This is a genomic window from Streptomyces sp. NBC_00252, from assembly GCF_036187565.1.
Taxonomy (GTDB): Bacteria; Actinomycetota; Actinomycetes; order Streptomycetales; family Streptomycetaceae; genus Streptomyces.
The window spans coordinates 4,563,673-4,583,178 of sequence record NZ_CP108087.1 but is presented as its reverse complement, the minus strand read 5'-3'; the positions used below and the strand labels follow the sequence as shown (position 1 = coordinate 4,583,178).

General features: G+C 70.3%; 18 protein-coding genes. 12 read left to right on the top strand and 6 right to left on the bottom strand.

Going from position 1 to position 19,506, the window contains the following annotated elements; genetic code table 11:
- The first annotated feature begins 151 nt into the window (after nt 1-151).
- Nucleotides 152-1,714 carry an MFS transporter gene (locus OHT77_RS19870; RefSeq protein ID WP_328829875.1) on the top strand — a complete coding sequence of 521 codons (1,563 nt, stop codon included), beginning with the start codon at nt 152-154 and terminating at the stop codon, nt 1,712-1,714.
- 111 nt (nt 1,715-1,825) lie between these two features.
- Here OHT77_RS19870 and OHT77_RS19865 read toward each other — a convergent pair whose 3' ends face one another.
- Nucleotides 1,826-2,338 carry a MarR family winged helix-turn-helix transcriptional regulator gene (locus OHT77_RS19865; RefSeq protein ID WP_328829874.1) on the bottom strand — a complete coding sequence of 171 codons (513 nt, stop codon included), beginning with the start codon at nt 2,336-2,338 and terminating at the stop codon, nt 1,826-1,828.
- 110 nt (nt 2,339-2,448) lie between these two features.
- Here OHT77_RS19865 and OHT77_RS19860 point away from each other — a divergent pair, with 110 nt between their 5' ends.
- Nucleotides 2,449-3,252, top strand: coding sequence for a dioxygenase family protein (locus OHT77_RS19860; protein WP_328829872.1), 804 nt, complete (start codon nt 2,449-2,451; stop codon nt 3,250-3,252).
- Between the two features lie 40 nt (nt 3,253-3,292).
- Here OHT77_RS19860 and OHT77_RS19855 read toward each other — a convergent pair whose 3' ends face one another.
- On the bottom strand, nt 3,293-3,823 hold the full coding sequence (locus tag OHT77_RS19855) for a GNAT family N-acetyltransferase (RefSeq protein ID WP_328829871.1): 531 nt from the start codon (nt 3,821-3,823) through the stop codon (nt 3,293-3,295).
- Between the two features lie 201 nt (nt 3,824-4,024).
- Here OHT77_RS19855 and OHT77_RS19850 point away from each other — a divergent pair, with 201 nt between their 5' ends.
- Both OHT77_RS19850 and OHT77_RS19845 read left to right on the top strand, forming a co-directional pair.
- Nucleotides 4,025-5,023, top strand: coding sequence for a sigma-70 family RNA polymerase sigma factor (locus OHT77_RS19850; RefSeq protein WP_328829870.1), 999 nt, complete (start codon nt 4,025-4,027; stop codon nt 5,021-5,023).
- A 431-nt stretch (nt 5,024-5,454) separates the two neighbouring features.
- The gene (locus OHT77_RS19845; RefSeq protein WP_328834283.1) at nt 5,455-6,081 is read left to right on the top strand and encodes a TetR/AcrR family transcriptional regulator; all 627 of its coding nucleotides are present in this window, start codon (nt 5,455-5,457) and stop codon (nt 6,079-6,081) included.
- A gap of 7 nt (nt 6,082-6,088) precedes the next feature.
- Here the strand turns inward: OHT77_RS19845 and OHT77_RS19840 are convergent, their stop codons facing one another.
- Complete coding sequence (locus OHT77_RS19840) at nt 6,089-7,060, bottom strand: helix-turn-helix transcriptional regulator (RefSeq protein WP_328829869.1); 972 nt, start codon at nt 7,058-7,060, stop codon at nt 6,089-6,091.
- A gap of 154 nt (nt 7,061-7,214) precedes the next feature.
- On the opposite strand from OHT77_RS19840, the gene OHT77_RS19835 reads away from it, so the two are divergent.
- From OHT77_RS19835 to OHT77_RS19800, 8 genes are all read left to right on the top strand, one after another.
- Nucleotides 7,215-8,768 carry an MFS transporter gene (locus tag OHT77_RS19835; RefSeq protein WP_328829868.1) on the top strand — a complete coding sequence of 518 codons (1,554 nt, stop codon included), beginning with the start codon at nt 7,215-7,217 and terminating at the stop codon, nt 8,766-8,768.
- 1,257 nt (nt 8,769-10,025) lie between these two features.
- Nucleotides 10,026-10,172 (top strand): hypothetical protein, encoded by a 147-nt coding sequence (locus OHT77_RS19830; RefSeq protein ID WP_328829867.1) that lies wholly within the window; start codon nt 10,026-10,028, stop codon nt 10,170-10,172.
- Between the two features lie 2 nt (nt 10,173-10,174).
- On the top strand, nt 10,175-10,909 hold the full coding sequence (locus OHT77_RS19825; RefSeq protein ID WP_328829865.1) for a Crp/Fnr family transcriptional regulator: 735 nt from the start codon (nt 10,175-10,177) through the stop codon (nt 10,907-10,909).
- Between the two features lie 59 nt (nt 10,910-10,968).
- Complete coding sequence (locus tag OHT77_RS19820) at nt 10,969-11,442, top strand: hypothetical protein (protein ID WP_328829864.1); 474 nt, start codon at nt 10,969-10,971, stop codon at nt 11,440-11,442.
- A gap of 237 nt (nt 11,443-11,679) precedes the next feature.
- Nucleotides 11,680-12,441: a DeoR/GlpR family DNA-binding transcription regulator gene (locus tag OHT77_RS19815; protein WP_266771381.1), complete on the top strand. Its 762-nt coding sequence runs from the start codon at nt 11,680-11,682 to the stop codon at nt 12,439-12,441.
- Nucleotides 12,438-13,385 carry a 1-phosphofructokinase gene (gene pfkB, locus OHT77_RS19810; RefSeq protein WP_328829862.1) on the top strand — a complete coding sequence of 316 codons (948 nt, stop codon included), beginning with the start codon at nt 12,438-12,440 and terminating at the stop codon, nt 13,383-13,385. The genes OHT77_RS19815 and pfkB overlap by 4 nt, the downstream gene beginning before the upstream one ends.
- A 142-nt stretch (nt 13,386-13,527) precedes the next feature.
- Complete coding sequence (locus OHT77_RS19805; RefSeq protein ID WP_328829861.1) at nt 13,528-15,603, top strand: PTS fructose transporter subunit IIABC; 2,076 nt, start codon at nt 13,528-13,530, stop codon at nt 15,601-15,603.
- A 115-nt stretch (nt 15,604-15,718) separates the two neighbouring features.
- Complete coding sequence (locus OHT77_RS19800; RefSeq protein WP_266771384.1) at nt 15,719-15,973, top strand: hypothetical protein; 255 nt, start codon at nt 15,719-15,721, stop codon at nt 15,971-15,973.
- A gap of 117 nt (nt 15,974-16,090) precedes the next feature.
- Here OHT77_RS19800 and OHT77_RS19795 read toward each other — a convergent pair whose 3' ends face one another.
- The 3 genes from OHT77_RS19795 to OHT77_RS19785 form a co-directional block, all read right to left on the bottom strand.
- Nucleotides 16,091-16,837, bottom strand: a complete 747-nt coding sequence (locus tag OHT77_RS19795) for a DUF6227 family protein (RefSeq protein WP_266771386.1) — start codon at nt 16,835-16,837, stop codon at nt 16,091-16,093.
- Nucleotides 16,838-16,994: 157 nt separating this feature from the next.
- Nucleotides 16,995-18,224, bottom strand: coding sequence for a L,D-transpeptidase (locus OHT77_RS19790; protein ID WP_328829860.1), 1,230 nt, complete (start codon nt 18,222-18,224; stop codon nt 16,995-16,997).
- 208 nt (nt 18,225-18,432) lie between these two features.
- Complete coding sequence (locus OHT77_RS19785; RefSeq protein ID WP_328829859.1) at nt 18,433-19,464, bottom strand: P1 family peptidase; 1,032 nt, start codon at nt 19,462-19,464, stop codon at nt 18,433-18,435.
- Nucleotides 19,465-19,506: the final 42 nt, after the last annotated feature.

The window sequence follows — 19,506 nt, the reverse complement described above, 5'->3', positions numbered from 1 at the left end:
CCGATCAGTTCAGAGCGTCACGCCAGTCTCGACAACAAGCACCGGCTCTCGTCCCGTAGCGACCGCAGAGTGTCGCTCGTAGGACGAGCCGTCCCCGAACACGTCCTTCTTCCGAATTTTTCCGTCACGAAGTCCCGAAGTGGGTACCACCATGTCTGAAACAGCTCGAAGCGCTCCAAGCGCTCTCGACAAGGCCGCCGAGGCCGCCGCGCACGAAGCCCATTCCAACCGCTGGAAGGCGCTCGCGTTCATCGCGCTCGCCCAGCTGATGGTCGTGCTCGACGCGACCATCGTGAACATCGCCCTCCCGTCCGCCCAGACCGACCTGGGCATCTCCGACGGCAACCGCCAGTGGGTCGTCACGGCCTACGCGCTCGCCTTCGGTGGACTCCTCCTCTTCGGTGGCCGCATAGCCGACCTGTGGGGCCGCAAGCGCGCCTTCGTCGTCGGTCTGACCGGCTTCGCCGCCGCGTCCGCCCTCGGCGGTGTCGCCACCACCGGCGCCATGATGTTCGGCGCCCGTGCCCTCCAGGGCGCGTTCGGCGCGCTGCTCGCACCCGCCGCGCTCTCCCTGCTCGCGGTCATGTTCACGGACGCCAAGGAACGCGCCAAGGCGTTCGGCATCTACGGCGCGATCGCCGGTGGCGGCGGCGCCGTCGGCTTCATCCTCGGCGGTGTGCTCACCGAGTACCTGGACTGGCGCTGGACGTTCTTCGTGAACATCCCGTTCGCGATCGTCGCCGCGCTCGGCGCGTACTTCGTCATCCGCGAGCCGGCCGGCGGCCGCAACCGCAACCCGCTCGACATCCCCGGCGTGCTCCTGTCGACCCTCGGCCTGGTCTCGCTGGTCTACGGCTTCACCCGCGCCGAGTCCAACGGCTGGGGCGACTCCTCCACCATCGCGCTCTTCATCGCCTCCGCGGTCCTGCTGGTCTCGTTCGTCATCGTCGAGTCCAAGGTCAAGGCCCCGCTGCTGCCCCTGCGCGTGATCACCGACCGCAACCGCGGCGGCATCTACCTCTCGCTCGGCATCGCCATCATCGCGATGTTCGGCACGTTCCTGTTCCTCACCTACTACCTGCAGGTCGTGAAGGGCTTCTCGCCCATCAAGACCGGTTTCGCCTTCATGCCGATGATCGTCGGCATGATGGTCGGCTCGACCCAGATCGGCACCCGGCTGATGACCCGCCTGCCGGCCCGTCTGCTGATGGGCCCCGGCTTCCTGGTCGCCGCGGTCGGCATGCTCCTGATGACGCAGCTGGAGATCGGCTCGTCGTACGCCTCGATCATCCTGCCGGCGATGCTGCTGCTCGGTCTCGGCATGGGTACGGCGTTCATGCCGGCCATGTCGCTGGCCACCCTGGGCGTCGAGCCCCGGGACGCGGGTGTCGCCTCCGCGATGGTCAACACCTCGCAGCAGGTGGGCGGCGCGATCGGTACGGCCCTGCTGAACACGATCGCCGCGTCCGCGACGACCGCGTACATCAAGGACCACATCGCCGGTGCGGGCACCTCCAAGACCCAGCAGCAGCTCGTCGCGCTGCAGGGCCAGGTGCACGGCTACACCAACGCCATCTGGTTCGCCGTCGGCATGCTGGTGACGGCCGCCGTGATCGTCTCGGTGCTCGTCAACGCCGGCAAGCAGGGTTCCGACCCGGTCGCCTCCGGTGACGACGTCGAGGACGACTTCAAGATCCCGGTCGTCGCCCACTGACGACGCCCGGCCGGTCGTACCCCCTTCGCACCATCCGTGCCTACGGGGAAGGGGACGCCCCGTAGGTACGACTCCCAGGAACTGCCCTGGTTCTCCGCTGAGTTGAGCGGCTCAGCGGAGCCAGGGCAGATCCGCACCCGCTTCGTTCGGCTGAAGTCCCTCGGCGACGATCTCCATGATCTCGCCGAGGGACTTCTGCTGTTCCGGGGTGAGCCGCTCGAACAGCGCCTGCCGTACGGCGGCCACATGGCCCGGCGCGGTCCGGCTGAGGACGCCGTAGCCGTCGTCGGTCAGCACCGCGAACTGGCCGCGCTTGTCGGAGGGACAGTCCTCGCGGCGCACCCACCCGTTCTTCTCCAGCCGCGCGATCGCGTGCGAGAGACGGGAGCGGGTGATCTTCGCGTTCTTGGCCAGCTCGGTCATCCGCAGCCGGCGGTCCGGGGACTCGGCGAGCTGCACGAGCAGTCCGTAGTAGATGTGCGGCATGCCCGCGTCCCGCTGGAGCTGACGGTCGAGGTAGTCCTCCAGGAGGGTGCTGGCGTGCATGTAGAAGCGCCAGACGCGCTGCTCCTCGGCGGTGAGCCAGCGGGCTTCAGCGGGTGCGGGTGCGGATGCCGTGTTCATGCACCCACTGTACGAGAAGGCTCCTTGAAGGTTAAACAAACGAGGCGTAAGCTCTGACGCAGGAAGTTTGAGAGTTCAAGCATCGAGTTCGACCCTGGGGAGTGACCGTCATGTCCACCGCCGCACCGGAGCGCATGCCCGCCCTGTACCTCAGCCACGGCGCCCCGCCCCTCGCGGACGACCCGATCTGGCCCGGCGAACTCGCCGCCTGGTCGGCCGGCCTCCCCCGCCCCAAGGCGATCCTCATGGTCTCCGCCCACTGGGAGGAGGCCCCCCTCGCCCTCGGCGCGGTCGACCCCGTCCCCCTGGTCTACGACTTCTGGGGCTTCCCCGAGCACTACTACCAGGTCCGCTACGACGCACCCGGCGCCCCCGAACTCGCCGATTCCGTACGGAAGTTGCTGCGCGCCCCGGGCATCCCCGTCCAGGACGTCCCGGACCGCGGCCTCGACCACGGGGCGTACGTCCCGCTCGTCGAGATGTTCCCGGCCGCCGACATCCCCGTCCTCCAGGTGTCGATGCCGACCCTCGACCCCGCCAGGCTGATGGACATCGGCCGCAAGCTCGCCCCGCTGCGCGACGAGGGCGTCCTGATCGTCGGCTCCGGCTTCTTCACCCACAACCTCGCCGCCCTGCGCCACACCGGCGGGGGAGTGCCCACCTGGTCCTCCGAGTTCGACGACTGGGGCAGGAGGGCGCTGGAGTCCCGCGACTGGGACGGCCTGCTCGACTTCCTCCACAAGGCACCGGCCGGGCGCTACGCCCATCCCCGCACCGAGCACTTCGCCCCGCTGTTCGTCGCCATGGGCGCGGCGGAGGCGGCCGGGGAGCTGGACGCGCGGGAGTCGGTGAACCCGTCGGTGATCGACGGGTTCTGGATGGGGATGGCGAAGCGGTCGGTGCAGTTCGGCTGAGGCCGGGGCGGCGGGTGCGTGCCCTTCCCCGCGGGAGGGGCTACAGCTCCTTCTCGTACCAGGCGACATCCCAGTAGCGGCCGAACTTGCGGCCCACCTCCCGGTAGGTGCCGACAGGCCGGAACCCGAAGCGTTCATGCAGCCGCGTGGACGCTTCGTTGGGCTGTGCGATGCCCGCGTACGCCCGGTGCACGTCCTCGTCCGCCAGGGACGCGAACAGGGCCTTGTAGAGCAGCGTCCCGATGCCCCGGCCGCCCGCGCCCGGGGCGAGGTAGACCGTGACCTCGACCGAGGTCGAGTAGGCGGGCTTCGCCCGGTAAGGGCTGGATGTGGCGTAGCCGAGGATTCGCTGTGAGTTTCCTTGGAAGGTCCCGTCCACGGCAACCTTCAGCCGGTATGGGCCGTCTTCAGGGTGGGAGAGCAGCCAGGGGCGGCGCTCCTCCGGCGTGAAGGGGGCGGTGTCGAAGGTGATCGGGGTCTCGCGCACGTAGTGGTTGTAGATGTCGGTGAGGGCATCGAGGTCACCCTCGACTCCCGACCTGACCTGCACCTCTGTAGGTTCCGGCGGCATCGTGACCCCCTTGTGGCCGGACAGGGTACTGCAAGATCAGAAAAATAGGGGAGCGGGTTGGGAATTCTGTCCGGATTCCAGTCGTTGTTTCCATCAGATGCAGGGCACACGAGAAGAGTGCCAGAGCATCGGACGAACAGCTGCTGACCCTCCCCCAGTGCCAAAGGGCCTGGGGGGACCCCCATTCGCAAGGGAGCACGCATGGCAACCCGTGCCGTCGCCCGTCGTAAGTCCGCCACCGGCGAGACCTCCGACGCGGCACGCAGTGTTCGCGCCCATGGCGGCGAGATCGCCGACCGCGACCTGGTCGGCATGTATCTCGACGAAATCGCGCGTACACCGCTGCTCGACGCCGCAAAGGAAGTCGAGCTTTCGCAGACCATCGAAGCGGGCGTGTTCGCGCGCCAGGTTCTCGAGGGCGAGGAGAAGTCCCAGGCGGACGCCTCCCGCGCCGAGCTCGAGGCCCTGGTCGCCGAAGGGGAGCGTGCCAAGGACGTCTTCATCCGTTCCAACCTCCGCCTGGTCGTGGCCGTGGCCCGCCGTTACCCCCGTAGCGGCCTGCCCCTCCTCGACCTGATCCAGGAGGGCAACGCGGGCCTGGTCCGCGCCGTCGAGAAGTTCGACTACCGCAAGGGCTTCAAGTTCTCGACGTACGCGACCTGGTGGATCCGCCAGGCCATCACCCGCTCCATCGCCGACCAGTCCCGGACCATCCGGCTCCCCGTCCACCTGGTGGAGGAGCTGGGCCGCATCCGCCGAGTGCAGCGCGAGTTCAACCGGAAGAACGGCCGGGAGCCCGAGCACGCGGAGATCGCCGCGGAGCTGGACTCGACGCCGGAGCGCGTGACCGACGTGCTCGACTGGGCCCGTGACCCGGTCTCGCTGAACATGTCGGTGGACGACGACGGCGACACCCAGTTCGGCGACCTCCTGGAGGACACCTCCGCGGTCTCGCCCGAGCAGTCCGTCATGACCCTGCTGCGCAGCGAGGAGCTGGACGATCTGATCGGCCGGCTCGACCAGCGCACGGCGTCCATCATCAAGATGCGGTACGGCATCGAGGACGGCCGTGAGCGGACGCTGACGGAGGTCGGCAAAGAGCACGGGCTGACGCGGGAGCGGATCCGGCAGATCGAGAAGCACGCGTTGCTGGAGCTGAAGAAGCTGGCGAGCCAGACCGGGTTCGACGCGGCGGCGTGAGCGGGGCGCTCCCTCGCGGCGCTGTCAGGCTCGCCAACTATGGCTGTGTAACGCCGCTTCAACCCCAGGGGCCCAGGGAACAAGACTTCAGGGCCCAGGAGTTGGGGCCCGGGGTACGCCCTGAGACCCCCTGAGCCAAGTCCCGACGCAATCCCCCCCCCGGCGCCGGGACTCTCCGGAACCGGGCTTCGGCGCCTACCCCCCAGGCGTCGGGGCCCGGTTCTTTCTGCGTGAGCATGCTTGGATGGCGGGGCACCCCGTACCTGAACTCCGGGGTGGCCCGCCGAATGGCAGATTGTGCCACAGAGGCATAGCCTGCCGATGTGAGCAGCCCCACCCCAGCACCGGATTCCGCCTCCGCACCGCACTCCCGTACCGCCTCCCCCTCCGCCCCGCTCTCGCTGACCGAGCGGCGCAAGGCCGAGACCCGGATGGAGATCGCCCGGGCGGCGGCCGGACTCTTCGTGAGACACGGGCTGCGCGCCACCCGCGCCGAGGACATCGCCCAGTCGGCCGGTATCGCCCCGCGCACGTTCTACCGCTACTTCGCCACCAAGGAAGAGGCCGTCGCCCCGCTCTACGCGGCCGGCGCCCAGCGCTGGGCGGAGGCGGTCCGCGCGGCCCCGGCCGCCCTGTCGGTGCCGGAGGCCCTGGAACACGGGGCACGCCACACACTGACCCCCGGGGTGGGCGTCTCCGTCAACTCCTGGACCTGGGTGCGCACCCTGATCGGCCTGGCCGAGTCCAGCCCCGCCCTGCGCCGGGTCTGGGCGGAGGTCTGCCAGGCCTCGGAACACACCCTGGGCGAGGTCATCATGGAACGCCTCGCCCGGTCCGACGACACCCCCGCCGACCGGACCCCGCCGCCCTCCCCGGAGCTGCGCTTCGCGGCGGCCGTGGCAAGTGCCGCCGTACGCACGGCGGTCGAGGGCTGGGCGGCCGAGGAGGCGCACGGCGGCGCGACGGCGGGACCGGCCGAGATGGCGCTGCGGAACCTGCGGGTGCTACGGGACTTCCCCTGGGGGGAGCTGGGAGGGGCGGGACCGGGCGGGGTGTGAGCCCGGCTCAGGTGTCCCCGCCACCGGCCCGGATCAGCCGCTCGCCCAACTCCCGTACGCAGCTGGCCAGTTCCGTCGGCCCCTGCACCGTGAACTCGTACCCCAGCATCGCCAGCCGTACGGCCAGCCAGTCCACCGCGTCGCCCGTCGTCGCGCGCAGGCGGCAGCTGTCGTCGCCGAGCGGCTCCGGGGCGCCGAGCCAGGCCGGGATGTTCGCCGCCACGGCCTCGGCGGAGGCGGCGAAGGTGACCGTGTACTCGTAGGTCTCCTGACGCCGGTACATGGACTGCCGCAGGTACTCCGCCGCGTTCCCCGTCGGGAGCTCGCGCGGGGTGAACCGCGCCCCCGTGGCGAAGGGCCGGCTCACCCGGTCGACGCGGAACGTGCGCCAGTCCTCGCGGTCGAGGTCGTAGGCGACGAGGTACCAGCGCCGGCCGGTCGAGACGAGGCGGTACGGCTCCGTCACGCGGCGGGACTCGGTGCCGTCCTTGGTGCGGTAGGCGAAGCGCAGCCGCTCCTGGCCCGCCACCGTCGAGGCCATCACGGTCAGCGTCTCGGGGGCGATGCTCGCGCCGTCGCCACTGGTCAGCGGGGTCGTGGCGGCCTGGAGGGTGGCGACCCGGTGCCGTAGCCGCGAGGGCAGTACCTGTTCCAGCTTCGCCAGGGCGCGTACGGACGCCTCGTCCACGCCCTCCAGCGCGTGACCGGCGCCCGCGCGCAGGCCGACCGCGATCGCCACCGCCTCCTCGTCGTCCAGCACCAGCGGGGGCATCGCCTTGCCCGCGACGAGCCGGTAGCCGCCGTCGGAGCCGAGGCTCGCCTGCACGGGGTAGCCGAGTTCGCGCAGCCGGTCGATGTCCCGGCGGACCGTGCGCCGGGAGACCCCGAGGCGGTCGGCCAGCTCGCCGCCGGGCCACTCGCGGGGCGTCTGGAGGAGGGAGAGGAGCTGGAGGAGCCGGGCCGGGGTGTCCGTCGTCATGAGCGCTCCGTCGTCTTCATGGGGTCGTCGTCACGGGGTCGTTGTGTCATGGGGCCGCCGTCATGAGGCCGTCTTCACGAGGTCGTCGTCACGGGTTCGAGGATGCCGTAGAACTAGGACACGATCTGACCTAGTAGGGTCATAGCTTCGACTCATGACCTCCACCGAAACCCTTGTGGACAGCCCGGCCCCCGAGGCCCCCGCGGCCGGCGCGGGTGACCGGCGTCGCTGGTTCGCCCTCGCCATCGTGATGACGGCGGCCTTCATGGACCTCGTCGACGTCACGATCGTCAATGTCGCGATCCCGTCGATCCAGCGGGACGCGGGCGCCTCCTTCAGCCAGATCCAGTGGATAACGGCCGGTTACGCGCTCGCCTTCGCCGCCGGGCTGATCACCGGCGGACGGCTCGGTGACATCCACGGCCGCAAGCGGCTGTTCCTCGTCGGCATCGGCGGCTTCACGCTCGCCTCCGCGCTGTGCGGCTTCGCGGCGAACCCGGAGATGCTGGTCGCCTCGCGCATCCTCCAGGGCGGGATGGCCGCGATGATGGTGCCGCAGGTGCTGTCGATCGTGCACGCGACCTTCCCGGCGCACGAACGCGGCAAGGTCTTCGGGCTGTTCGGCGCGATCGTCGGGCTGGGCGCGGTCTCCGGTCCGCTGCTCGGCGCGCTGCTCACCGAGTGGAACCTGTTCGGGCTGGAGTGGCGCCCGATCTTCCTGATCAATCTGCCGGTGGGCATCGCCGGTCTGATCCTCGGCAGCCGCTTCATCACCGAGTCCAAGGCTCCGCGTGCCCTGAAGCTGGACCTGGTGGGCGTCACCCTGGTCACCCTCGGCCTGCTGATGCTGCTCTATCCGCTCACCCGGGGCGACGAACTGGGCTGGCCCGCCTGGGGGTTCGTGTCGATGTCCGGCTCGATCGGGGTCTTCGCCGGACTGGTGGCGTACGAGCGGCGGAAGGCGGCGCGGGACGGTTCGCCGCTCGTCGAGCTGTCGCTGTTCGAGGTGAAGAGCTTCGCGGCCGGTATCGCCGTACAGACGGTCTTCGGGATCGGGCTCGGCATCTTCTTCCTGGTCTGGACGCTGTACATGCAGATCGGGCTGGGCTGGAGCCCGCTGCGGGCGGGGCTGACCGGCGTGCCGTTCTCCATCGCCTGCTCTGCGGCAGCCGGGATGTCCGTGCAGAAACTGGTGCCGCGGCTCGGCGGGCGCAACGTGCTGCAGACCGGCGCACTGGTGATGGTCGTCGGCGTGCTGCTGTACCTCTGGGAGGCCGACCGGTACCAACTGGCCATCGCCTCCTGGCAGATGGCGCTCCCGCTCATCGTGATGGGCGCCGGCATGGGCCTGATCTTCGCCCCGCTGACCGACACGATCCTCTCCGAAGTGCCGCGCGAGCACGCGGGATCGGCGTCCGGGCTCATCAACACCGTTCAGCAGATGGGCAATGCGCTGGGTCTCGGGCTGGTGTCGGTGGTCTTCTTCGGCTCGATCGGGGACCGGCTGACCCCGGCCCAGGTGGGACCCGCGTTCGTCAACGCCTTCCAGAACTCGCTGGGTTGGGTCGCCGCGGTGATGGGGCTGATCTTCCTGCTGATGTTCGCGCTGCCGGGGCGGGCGGCCGGGGCGGCGGCCAAGGAGGCGGCGGCCAAGGAGGCTGCGGGCACTGAGGCGGCGGCCAAGGAGGCTGCGTTCGACGGGAGTTGACGCCCCACGCAGGTACGTGACAGCGCCCCGCCCCGGGCAGTACGGGGGCGGGGCGCTCGACGTGAAAGAGCGGACGATGGCGTACGCCGGGGGACGGGCGGGGCGTACGCCCGGCAGCTCGGACGGCGCACCGAGGGTCGAACGCCGCAGTACGTCCCCTAATGCTCGCTTCTGGGAGGAACACTCCGGCTTCGGGGGTCTCGTGCGCCCAAGTCGCCTGCGCCGAGGGAAAACTGACAGACCGTGAGATGCCGGTGTGACGGGCGGGTCGGGTGCGCGGGGCGGGGGTGCGGACACGGGATCGGAGCGGTGTCCTTATTATCTTGTCGACACTTTACGATGTTGCGGCGGCGAACCATTGATTTCCGTTCAGGAATCCGTCCGGCACCCCGGACGACCGCATTTTCTGTCGCCTTTGATTGCCTCGGAAAAAAGAATTCCGGCAGCGTGGGCCGGTTAATCGGGCGGGCCGGAGTGACGCCCTCCGCGGGCTTTGCCGGGTAGGCTTCCGGTGGCCGGAGTCGGCGGTCGCGTCGGCCAGTACTGGCCGAATCTGTTTACTCTTGATCGATGGCAATCATTTGATAACGCTGTCATGTCCCTGTGGGCGTCGGAAGCGCCTTGCCCACGTGCGGGCAAAGGGGACAAAAAGCGCGGCCTTTCGAGGCGTCCCGACGGCGCGTGTGGCGAGGTTAGCTGTCGGTGACAATCCCCACGGGCGGGGATTCTGCTGGACTATCCGTCGCCGGTGGCGGGCGGGGAGTGACCCAAACGGCATCCGTGGTGTTTACTGGGCAGCGGTCTGATCCTTGGTGGGTCCGGACCATTCCGGGAGGCCCTGGGGGTGGTGCCCCGGGGCCTCTCGTTTTTTGCCAAGGGTTTGTGCGGGTGTCATATCTCGGCCACCCGAGAAGGGTCCCGCCACCCCTCCGGAACGGGGCGGATAACCAGGACAACCGCGATCGAGAATGCGGTAAAGGGTGTTTTCTTTCCCCTTCGTATTGCTCGTGATCTTCTGTAATAAAGCCCTACGGCCAGGGGTTTTCGAAACGATCTACATTCTCCGCCGCCACCTTCGAAAACGCGGCTGGCTCTTCACTCCTGGCGAGGGGTACCGTGCTATCTCGCGCCACTGTTTCCACCCGCCGGGCCCCACCAGCCGGGCGGTGCCGTACCTCCCGGAACGTTCCGGACCCACCACCCGGAACCTCGCTGACCAGCGGGGTTCTCCTGCGTTAACACTACGAGGATCGCACTATGCGTACCGTCAACGGCGACGGCGTACGTCCGCCGTCGCGCCGCGGCTCCCGCGGCACCCTCCTGGTGACGCCCCGTCACCACCCCACGTCTCAGGGCGAGTGCGCCGGTGCGCGCGCCGCCGCGACCGCCGGGACGGGGGAGTAAGCGTGCCCTCGACCGCCGACACCAACCGGCCGACCGACCACCCTCTCATGGGCCACGAGGACAAGCCTGAGGGAAGCTTCCTGCAAGGCCTGTCCGCCGACGACTGGCGTTTCCTGCTGGAGGACGACCTCCGGGGCCGCAGCTTCGGCCAGGACGAACACCTGCCGATGGCGTCGGACGACCGGAACGTCTACATGATCTGGGACGGCGTCGTACGCCAGGACCGCTTCCCGCTCGGCGACTGGGACGGCGCCCCCGCCGTCACCCGGTTCCGGGGCGGCGGCCAGCTGGTCGGCGAGGCCAAGCTCATCAGCCCCGAGTCCGCCGTCCGCACCCGTTGCCTGACCAGGACCGTCGTCATCCCCTGCCGCGCGCGCCGCTTCAACGTGCTGCTGAGCAAGCGCCCCGAGGCCAAGCTCGCGCTCCTGCGCAGCCTGGAGCACCGCAACCGCAGCGACGAACTCGTCTACACCCTGACCACCAGGCCGCCCCTGGAGCGCACCAGCCGGCTCCTGGCGCATCTCGCCGACACCGCGGGCACCCCCGACCCCCGGACGGGCGTCACCCACATCACGGGCCCGGCCCAGAAGGACATCGCGGCCGCGCTCCAACTCGCCGTGTCCACTACGGAGAACGCGCTCAGGACCCTGCGCTACCACGGGATCGTCGAGGCCCGGTACCGCAAGTTCCTCGTCCACGACGTCGACGCGCTGCGTCACCTCGCCGGCCCGGTCTGACCCCGCCCGGCGCACCGATTCCCTCCCCGCTCGCGTTTCATCCCCGAACGGATCACCTCATGATGATCAGCACCTTCCTGGTGCCCAGCGCCACCGCCATTCTCGGGGCCCTGACGTACCGGCATCACCGGCAGGTCTTCGCCTGGACGAAGAAGCTCCGCCACAAGGACGAGACGAACGCCGACTTCAGCAAGCCCGCCGAGTGGCTCGCCGATCTCTACAAGGCACAGTGCGGCCTCGCCCAGAAGCCCTGTGTCGCCGAGGACTTCAAGGGCATCGCCACGACCGGCACCATGCTCGCGGGCATAGCCGACCACACCGAAGGCGTCCGGTTCGAGCTGGCGAAGGTCGTCGAGAGCGTGCGGGCGTATGTCGCGACCGCGCTGCCCGCGGAGGGCCCGACCGTGCGCGTCGGCCTCGTGGAACACCGCGCGCGGCTCGAACAGGCCATGCGCCAGGAGGCCGCCCGCGACGCACTGGCGCACGCCATCCTCGCGGCCGAGCAGCGGATCAAGGAGCTGCGTCACAGCTGACGACGGGCCTGGTGCCACGGCCGCTTACGGCTCCCGTGACACGGCTGGCTACGGTCCCGTGACACGGCTGGCTACGGTCCCGTGACACGGCCGGCTATGGCTCCCGTGACACGACTGATCGCCCCCGTCTGCCCGTTCATGTCTACCTGATGCCCGAACCTGTTTACTTTCCGGAAATCCGGGCGTAGCCTCCCCAGCGAAACCACAAGTTCGGGCACAGGTCGGAGGCGAACGGACATGTACGCACCGGAGCGGCAGCAGGAGATCCTCCGGCTGGCCCGTGACGGCGGCCGGGTGGACGTCGTGTCGCTGGCCGAGGAGTTCCAGGTCACGGCGGAGACGATCCGCCGGGACCTGAAGGCCCTCGACCGCGCGGGACTCGTCCGCCGGGTGCACGGCGGTGCCATACCCGCCGGGCGGCTGGACTTCGAGCCGGACCTCGCCGAGCGCGAGTCGACGGCGGCCGACGAGAAGGACCGCATCGCCAAGGCGGCCCTCGCCGAGCTGCCGATGCAGGGCACGGTGATCCTCGACGCCGGTACGACGGTGGCCCGACTCGCGGGCATCGTCCCGCTGGAGGCCGAGCTGACCGTCGTCACGCACTCCCTGCCCATCGCGGCCCGCCTCGCGGACCACCCGGGCATGCAGCTCCACCTCGTCGGAGGGCGCGTGCGGCACCGTACGCGCGCCGCCGTGGACGCCTGGGCGCTGCGGGCCTACGGCGAGATCCGCGCCGACGTCGTGTTCGTCGCGGCCAACGGCTTCTCCGCCGGACACGGGCTGACCACCCCCGACCTCGCCGAGGCCGCGGTCAAGCGCGCGGCGATCGCCGCCGCCCGCCGGGTGGTGCTGCTCGCCGACTCCGCCAAGCACGGCCAGGAGCACTTCGCCCGCTTCGGCGCCCTGAGCGACGTGGACCTCCTGATCACCGACAGCGGGCTGAGCCCAGAAGACGCCACCGCCATGGAGCGCGGCGGCATGGAAGTAGTGCGCGCATGATCCTCACCGTCACCCCGAACCCGTCCCTCGACCGCACCTACGAGGTCCCCTCCCTCGACCGCGGCGAGGTCATACGGGCCACCGGCGAGCGCATGGACCCCGGCGGCAAGGGCGTCAACGTCTCCCGGGCGGTGTCCGCCGCGGGCCGTCGTACCGTCGCCGTCCTGCCGTTGGGCGGTGCTCCGGGCGCGCTGGTCGCGGAGCTGCTCGACGCGCAGGGCATCGAGGTCGCGCCGGTCCCGGTCGCCGGGGCCACCCGCTCGAACATCGCGCTCGCGGAAGCGGACGGCGTCCTCACGAAGATCAACGCACCCGGGCCCGAACTGACCGCCGCCGAGCAGGAGTTGCTCCTGGAGACGGTCAGGCGGCAGTCCCGTGACGCCGACTGGATCGCCTGCTGCGGCAGCCTCCCGCGCGGCCTCGCGCCGTCCTGGTACGCCGAGTTGGTGGCCCGCGCGCACGCCGCCGGGGTCCGGATCGCCCTCGACACCTCCGGTCCCGCGCTCATCGAGGCCCTGCGGGAACGCCCGGACGTGGTCAAGCCCAACGCCGAGGAACTCGCCGAGGCCGTCTCCCGCCCCCTCGCCACCGTCGGCGACGCGGTCAAGGCAGCCGAAGAACTGCGGGAGTTGGGCGCCGGTGCCGTCCTCGCCAGCCTGGGCGCCGACGGGCAGCTGCTCGTGGACGGCTCGGGTGCCTGGTACGGCAGCGCGCGCGTCGACGTCGTACGCAGCAATGTCGGTGCGGGGGACTCCTCGCTGGCCGGCTTCCTGATCGCCGGCGGCAGCGGCCCCGACGCCCTCGCCTCGGCCGTCGCCCACGGCGCCGCCGCCGTCCAGCTCCCCGGCAGCGTGATGCCGACCCCGGCCGACCTGGACCCGGCCGCGGTGACCGTCACGGCGGACGTCCCGGTGGACCGCGTCCTCACGGAGCCGGTGACATGAGCGCGCCCGTCGCCCCTACGGCCGCCCGCCCCCGCTCCCCGTCAACCGCCGCCCCCTCCCCGCAGTGCCGCAGCAACCCCGTCCCCGTCCCCACCCCCGCCCACGGCAGTCCCCGGGCGATACGCGAGCGAAGGAGCCCGCGATGAGCGAGATGATCACCGCGGACCTGGTCGACCTCGACCTGTCCGCCGATACCAAAGAGGCGGCGGCACGTGCCCTCGCCGAGCGCATGGTCGCCCAGGGCCGGGTCACCGACCTCGACGGCTTCCTCGCCGACGTGGCCGCCCGCGAGGCGCAGATGCCGACCGGCCTCGACGGCGGCATCGGCATCCCGCACTGCCGCAGCGCGTACGTCACCGAGCCGTCCCTCGCCTTCGGCCGCAGCGCCGGGGGTGTCGACTTCGGCGCCCCCGACGGCCCCGCCGACCTGATCTTCCTGATCGCCGCGCCCGCAGGCGCCGACGACGCCCACCTCACGATCCTCTCCTCGCTGGCCCGGCAGCTCATGAACGCCGAGTTCACGTCCGCGCTGCGCTCGGTGGGCGATCCGGAGAGCGCGGCGGCGCTGATCCGCGGCGACGAAGCCCCCGCGGCCAGCACCTCCGAAGCCCCCGCGGCGCGCACCTCCGAAGACTCCGTGGCGGCGTCGGCGGCGGCCTCCGCCGACGCCGCCACGGACAGCACCGCACCGGCGCCCGACGGGGACGGCGGCAGCGACGGCCCGTTCCGCATCGTCGCCGTCACCTCCTGCCCCACCGGCATCGCGCACACCTACATGGCGGCCGAGTCGCTGGAGAACGCGGGCCGCGAGGCCGGTGTCGACCTCGTCGTCGAGACGCAGGGCTCGGCCGGTTTCACCCGGCTCGACCCGGCGGTGATCGCGGCGGCGGACGCCGTGATCTTCGCCCACGACGTGCCCGTACGGGACAAGGACCGCTTCGCCGGGAAGCCGACCGTCGACGTCGGCGTGAAGGCGGGCATCAACCGCCCCGCCGAGCTGATCTCCGAGGTCCGCGGCAAGGCGGAGCGCGGCGAGGTCACCGGCGGCGCCACGCCCACCCCGGTCGAGCGCGGCGGCGAGGAGGGCGAGGGCTACGGCTCGATGCTCCGCAAGTGGCTGATGTCCGGCGTCAGTTACATGGTCCCGTTCGTCGCGGCGGGCGGTCTGCTGATCGCCCTCGGCTTCGCGATCGGCGGCTACGAGATCAAGTCGGCGCCCTCGGTCATGCAGCACTTCGTGTGGACGCAGACCGACAGCTGGGCCGCCCTGATGTTCCAGATCGGCGGCGTCGCCTTCGGCTTCCTCGTCCCGGTCCTGGCCGGTTACATCGCCTACGGCATGGCCGACCGGCCGGGTCTGGTGCCCGGGTTCGTCGGCGGCATGATCGCCTCCACCATCAACGCGGGCTTCCTCGGCGGTCTGGCCGCCGGTCTGATCGCCGGTGGTGTGGTGCTGGCGATCCAGAAGGTGAAGATCCCCAAGGCGGTCCGGGGGATCATGCCGGTGGTGGTGATCCCGCTGATCTCCACGGCGATCGTCGGGTTCCTGATGTTCGTGGTCATCGGCAAACCGATCGCCTCGGCGCAGAAGGGCATGACCGACTGGCTCAACGGCCTCAGCGGCTCGAACGCGATCCTGCTGGGCGCCCTGCTCGGCCTGATGATGTGCTTCGACCTCGGCGGCCCGGTCAACAAGGTCGCGTACACCTTCGCCACCGCCGGTATCGCGGTCTCCAACCCCAGTGACTCCGCGATGAAGATCATGGCCGCGGTGATGGCGGCCGGCATGGTCCCGCCGCTGGCGATGGCCCTGGCCACGACCGTGCGCGGCAGGCTCTTCACCGAGACCGAGCGGGAGAACGGCAAGGCCGCCTGGGTGCTGGGCGCGTCCTTCATCTCCGAGGGCGCGATCCCGTTCGCGGCGGCCGACCCGCTGCGGGTCATCCCGTCGTCGATGGTGGGCGGCGCGATCACCGGAGCCCTGTCGATGTCCTTCGGCGCGACCCTGCGGGCCCCGCACGGCGGCATCTTCGTGGTCCCGCTGATCGGCAACCCGTTCCTCTACCTGATCGCCATCGCGGTCGGCATGTGCGTCACGGCGGCGCTGGTCGTCGTACTGAAGGGCATGCGCAGGCCGGTCGCGGGCGGCACCGCTCCGGGAGCGCCGGATGACATAGCCGCTCCGGCGGCGGACACGAAGCAGCCGGTCGCGGCCTAGCCCTTGTCCGACCTCCGTCTGGCCTCTTTTGGGCCGGTGTGAGGTGTTCACGGCAACTGCGATATACGTCACGGTCCGGGACCACGGTCCCGGACCGTGGTGTCTACTGGAACGCATGCCTGAGCACGTCTCGATCCTCCAGCTGACCGGTGCGGCCGTCCTCGCCCTGGCGACCGTCGCCTGGGTGGTCGGCCTGACGCGCGTCCTGCGCCGCTCCCTCGCGGAGCCCACCGCATGGCACGCGGCCCACCCGCTCTACGGCCTTCCGCCGCAGCGCGCCACCCCTCCGCACGTGGAGTCCGTCGAACTGACCCCGGCCGAGCGCGACGCGTTCGCGGGTCTCGTACGACAGCTCAGCGACGGGCGTTGACGCGGCGGCGGGTGCTGATCCGGCGACGGGCGTTGACGCGGCGACGGGTGCTGATCCGGCGGCGGGTGTTGAGCGGCCCGGCTCGCGGCTCGGGGGAGACCTGCGCCGTCCCGGTCGCTACGAGACCTGCGCCGCCCGCCGCTCCATCGCGTCGCGGGCCGCGTCCTCGCTGACGTACACCTCGCACATGTGCCGGCCGTCGGGCGTCGCCGTGTGCTCGACCTCCCACAGGGAGATCTCCGTCCCGTCCTGCAGCAGGAACGCGTGCTCGTAGAGCGAGAAGCACAGCGCCGCCCTGCCCGCCCGGAACGGTCGGCCGAAGGCCTGCGTGATCTGGTGCGCGAACGCCGTCTCCAGCAGCTCGGCCGTCTCCTCGTCCGGCTTGTCCGCGTTCTCCGCCCGGCGCAGTAAACGGCGCGCGTGGTCCGCGGAGTCGTCCGCCAGATACGTGTGCCGGGGCTCCGGGAGCGGCGACAGCTGGACCAGCACCGGCAGTTCGAAGTCCGGGGTGTCCGGCGGCAGCGGGAGCCGCACGGTCGCGGTGCGCAGCTCCTCCTCGTCGACATACACCTCGTGCTGGGTCTCGCGGCCCAGCACGGTGTTGTGGACGAGCTCCCACAGGGTGAGCGCCGAGCCGTCGGCGAGCAGCCATGTGTGCCGGTACGTCTCCCGGTGCAGGCCGGCGCTGTGGTGCGCGGAGTGCAGCGAACTGTCGTGCGCGAGCGCGCAGTCGAGGCGCCTTATGGTCTCGTCCGGCAGCTCGAAGGAGTTCAGGGCCCGGCCGAGGAGTCGCTCGAGGTGCTCTTGCGGAGACTCGGGCGACTCGGGTTGTTCGTACGCTGCCGTGTCGTACGGAACGCTCAAGGCTTCTCCCGGCGTTGCTGCATGTCACCTTGTGGGTGCATACCGTAGCCCCTCGGTCGGACATCATGTCCGGGAACCGAGAAAACGTATGCCCAGAAAACGCGCGGGCCGCGCGGGATGTTCCCGCGCGGCCCGAGGTTCCGTCAAAATCCGCCGGTCAGGCGGCACTTCCGGCAGTCCAGTCGCTCCATGACATGTTCCAGCCGTTGAGCCCGTTGTCCGGGTCCACCGTCCTGTCGGGGGAGTGCTTCACGATCACGACGTCCCCGATGAGGGAGTTGTCGTAGAACCACTTGGCGTTCGTCGCGCCCTGCGCGCCCTGGACGTCCGCGAGGCCGACACAGCCGTGGCTGGTCCCCGTCTGACCGAAGGGCGGGTTGGCCTTGTTGTACCAGTAGTTGCCGTGGATGAACGTGCCCGTCGAGGTCAGGCGCATCGCGTGCGGCACGTCCGGGATGTTGTACTCGCCGCCCAGACCGACCGTCCGGCTGTCCATCCGCGTCTGCGTGAACTTCTCGGAGATCACCATCTGGCCGTTGTACGTGGTGTGTTCGGGGCTGCCGGACGAGATCGGCAGCGACTTGAGGGTCTGGCCGTCCCGAACGACCGTCATCGTCTGCGTGTTGACGTCGACCGTGGAGACCTGCGAGCGGCCGATCGTGAAGCTCACGGTCTTCTTCTGCACGCCGTACACGCCGTTCGCGCCCTGTACGCCGTCCAGGTCGATCTTCATCGTGACCTTGGAACCGGCCTTCCAGTAGTCCTGCGGCCGGAAGTCCAGCCGCTGCGCGCCGAACCAGTGGCCCACGACCTGCTGCCCGGTGCTCGACGTGACCGTGATGTGCGACTGCACGGCCTTCTTGTCGCTGATCACCTTGTTGAACGTGAACGACACCGGCATCCCCACGCCGACCGTCGTCCCGTTGTCCGGGGTGTACGTCCCGATGAAGCTGTTGCTCGAAGTGACCGTCGTGAAGATGGAGTTGGCCGCCGCGGTCTTGCCGGCGGAGTCCTTCGCGGTCGCCGATATCTGGTACTTGGTGCCGCGCTCCAGCTGCTCCTTCGGCTTCCAGCTGGCACCGTTCGCGGATATCGCGCCGTCCACGGCCTGCCCGGAGCCCGCGACCGTCATCTTCACGTCGGTCAACTTGCCGTCGCTGACCCGCACTCCGGTCGCGTTGATGGACGCGTTCGTCGAGCCGTCCTTCGCCGAGATGACGATCTTCGCGGTGGACGTCTTGGCGGTGTTGCTGCCGCTGCCGTTCTTGATGTCGGTGTTGGCGTCCGCGCTGGCGTTCCCGCCGCACGCGCTGAGGGTGAGGGTGCCGACCACCAGGGCGGCGATGGCCCCCAGTACGCGCCGCGCTGCTATGTCCGGCGTTGTCACGGGCTGCTCCAGGTTCGGTGTGGTGTGCGTTGTCCGCTGTCCGCTGTGATGCGTGAACGAAGAGGGGCGAGGGGACTGCGCGGGTTCCCGGCGTTTCTCTTGGACGTCATCCGGTGACAGAACCGGGACATATGTGGGGGGTGGGGAGTTCCGGTGGGGGAGGACACGGGGTGGGTGGGGAGTTCGGCTGGGGGAGGAAGCGAGGCGGCTACCGTCTGCCGTACAGCTCCTCGTACGACGGCCACGTTCCGCCCGGGCCCTCCACCGGCTCGGCTGCTCGTACCGCTCGCACGATCGCCCTGGTCACCGTCTCCGCGCCCGCCGCCAGGATCTCGTTCAGGGCCAGGGGGTTCTGCGTGTTCAGGGGGCGGGTTCCGGTGGCCAGCGTGAATACCGTGTCGCCGTCGTTCAGCAGGTGTACCGGGCGTACGGCGCGTGCGATGCCGTCGTGCGCCGTGCCTGCCAGCTTCTGCGCCTGGGCCTTGGTCAGGGTGGCGTCCGTGGCTACCACCGCGAGGGTTGTGTTCAGTGGGGGCGGGGTGTTCTTCACGGCGGCCTCGGTCAGGCGTTGTCCTGCCGCCTCGTGGACCTCTGGGTCGGGGTACGTCACTCGGCCGCCTTGCAGCAACTCCCCGTACAGCACGCCCGTTTCCGGGTCCGTTGCCGAGCCGGCCGCGTTGGCCACCACCAATGCCGCCACCGTGATGCCCGACTCCAGCACGATGCTCGCCGTTCCGATGCCGCCCTTCAGCTGTCCGACCACCGCCCCCGTGCCGGCGCCCACGCATCCCTCCCGCACCCGCACCCCGGGGCCGCTGATCGCCGCGGCCTCGACTGCGGCCCGGCCGGTGGACGCGTCCGGTCTGGCCTTGAAGGTGCCGCCTCGTCCCAGGTCGAAGACACAGGCCGCGGGTACCACGGGTACTACGTGCAGCGGGTCGGGTCCCACCCGTACCCCGCGTCCCTGTTCCTCCAGCCAGGCCATCACCCCTGACGCGGCGTCCAGCCCGTACGCGCTGCCGCCGGTCAGGACGATCGCGTCCACCCGTTGCACCAGGTTGCGCGGGTCCAGCGCGTCCGTCTCCTTGGTGCCGGGGCCGCCGCCTCTCACGTCCACGGCGGCCACCGCTCCGCCCTCCGGCGCCAGCACGACCGTGGTGCCGGTGAGCCAGCCGTCGCCCGCCCTTGTCGCATGGCCCACCCGCACGCCGGCCACGTCCGTCAATGCGTCAACTGTCATGGCTCCCAGTCTTGCCCAGCACCTGGTCGATCCGGGGACCTT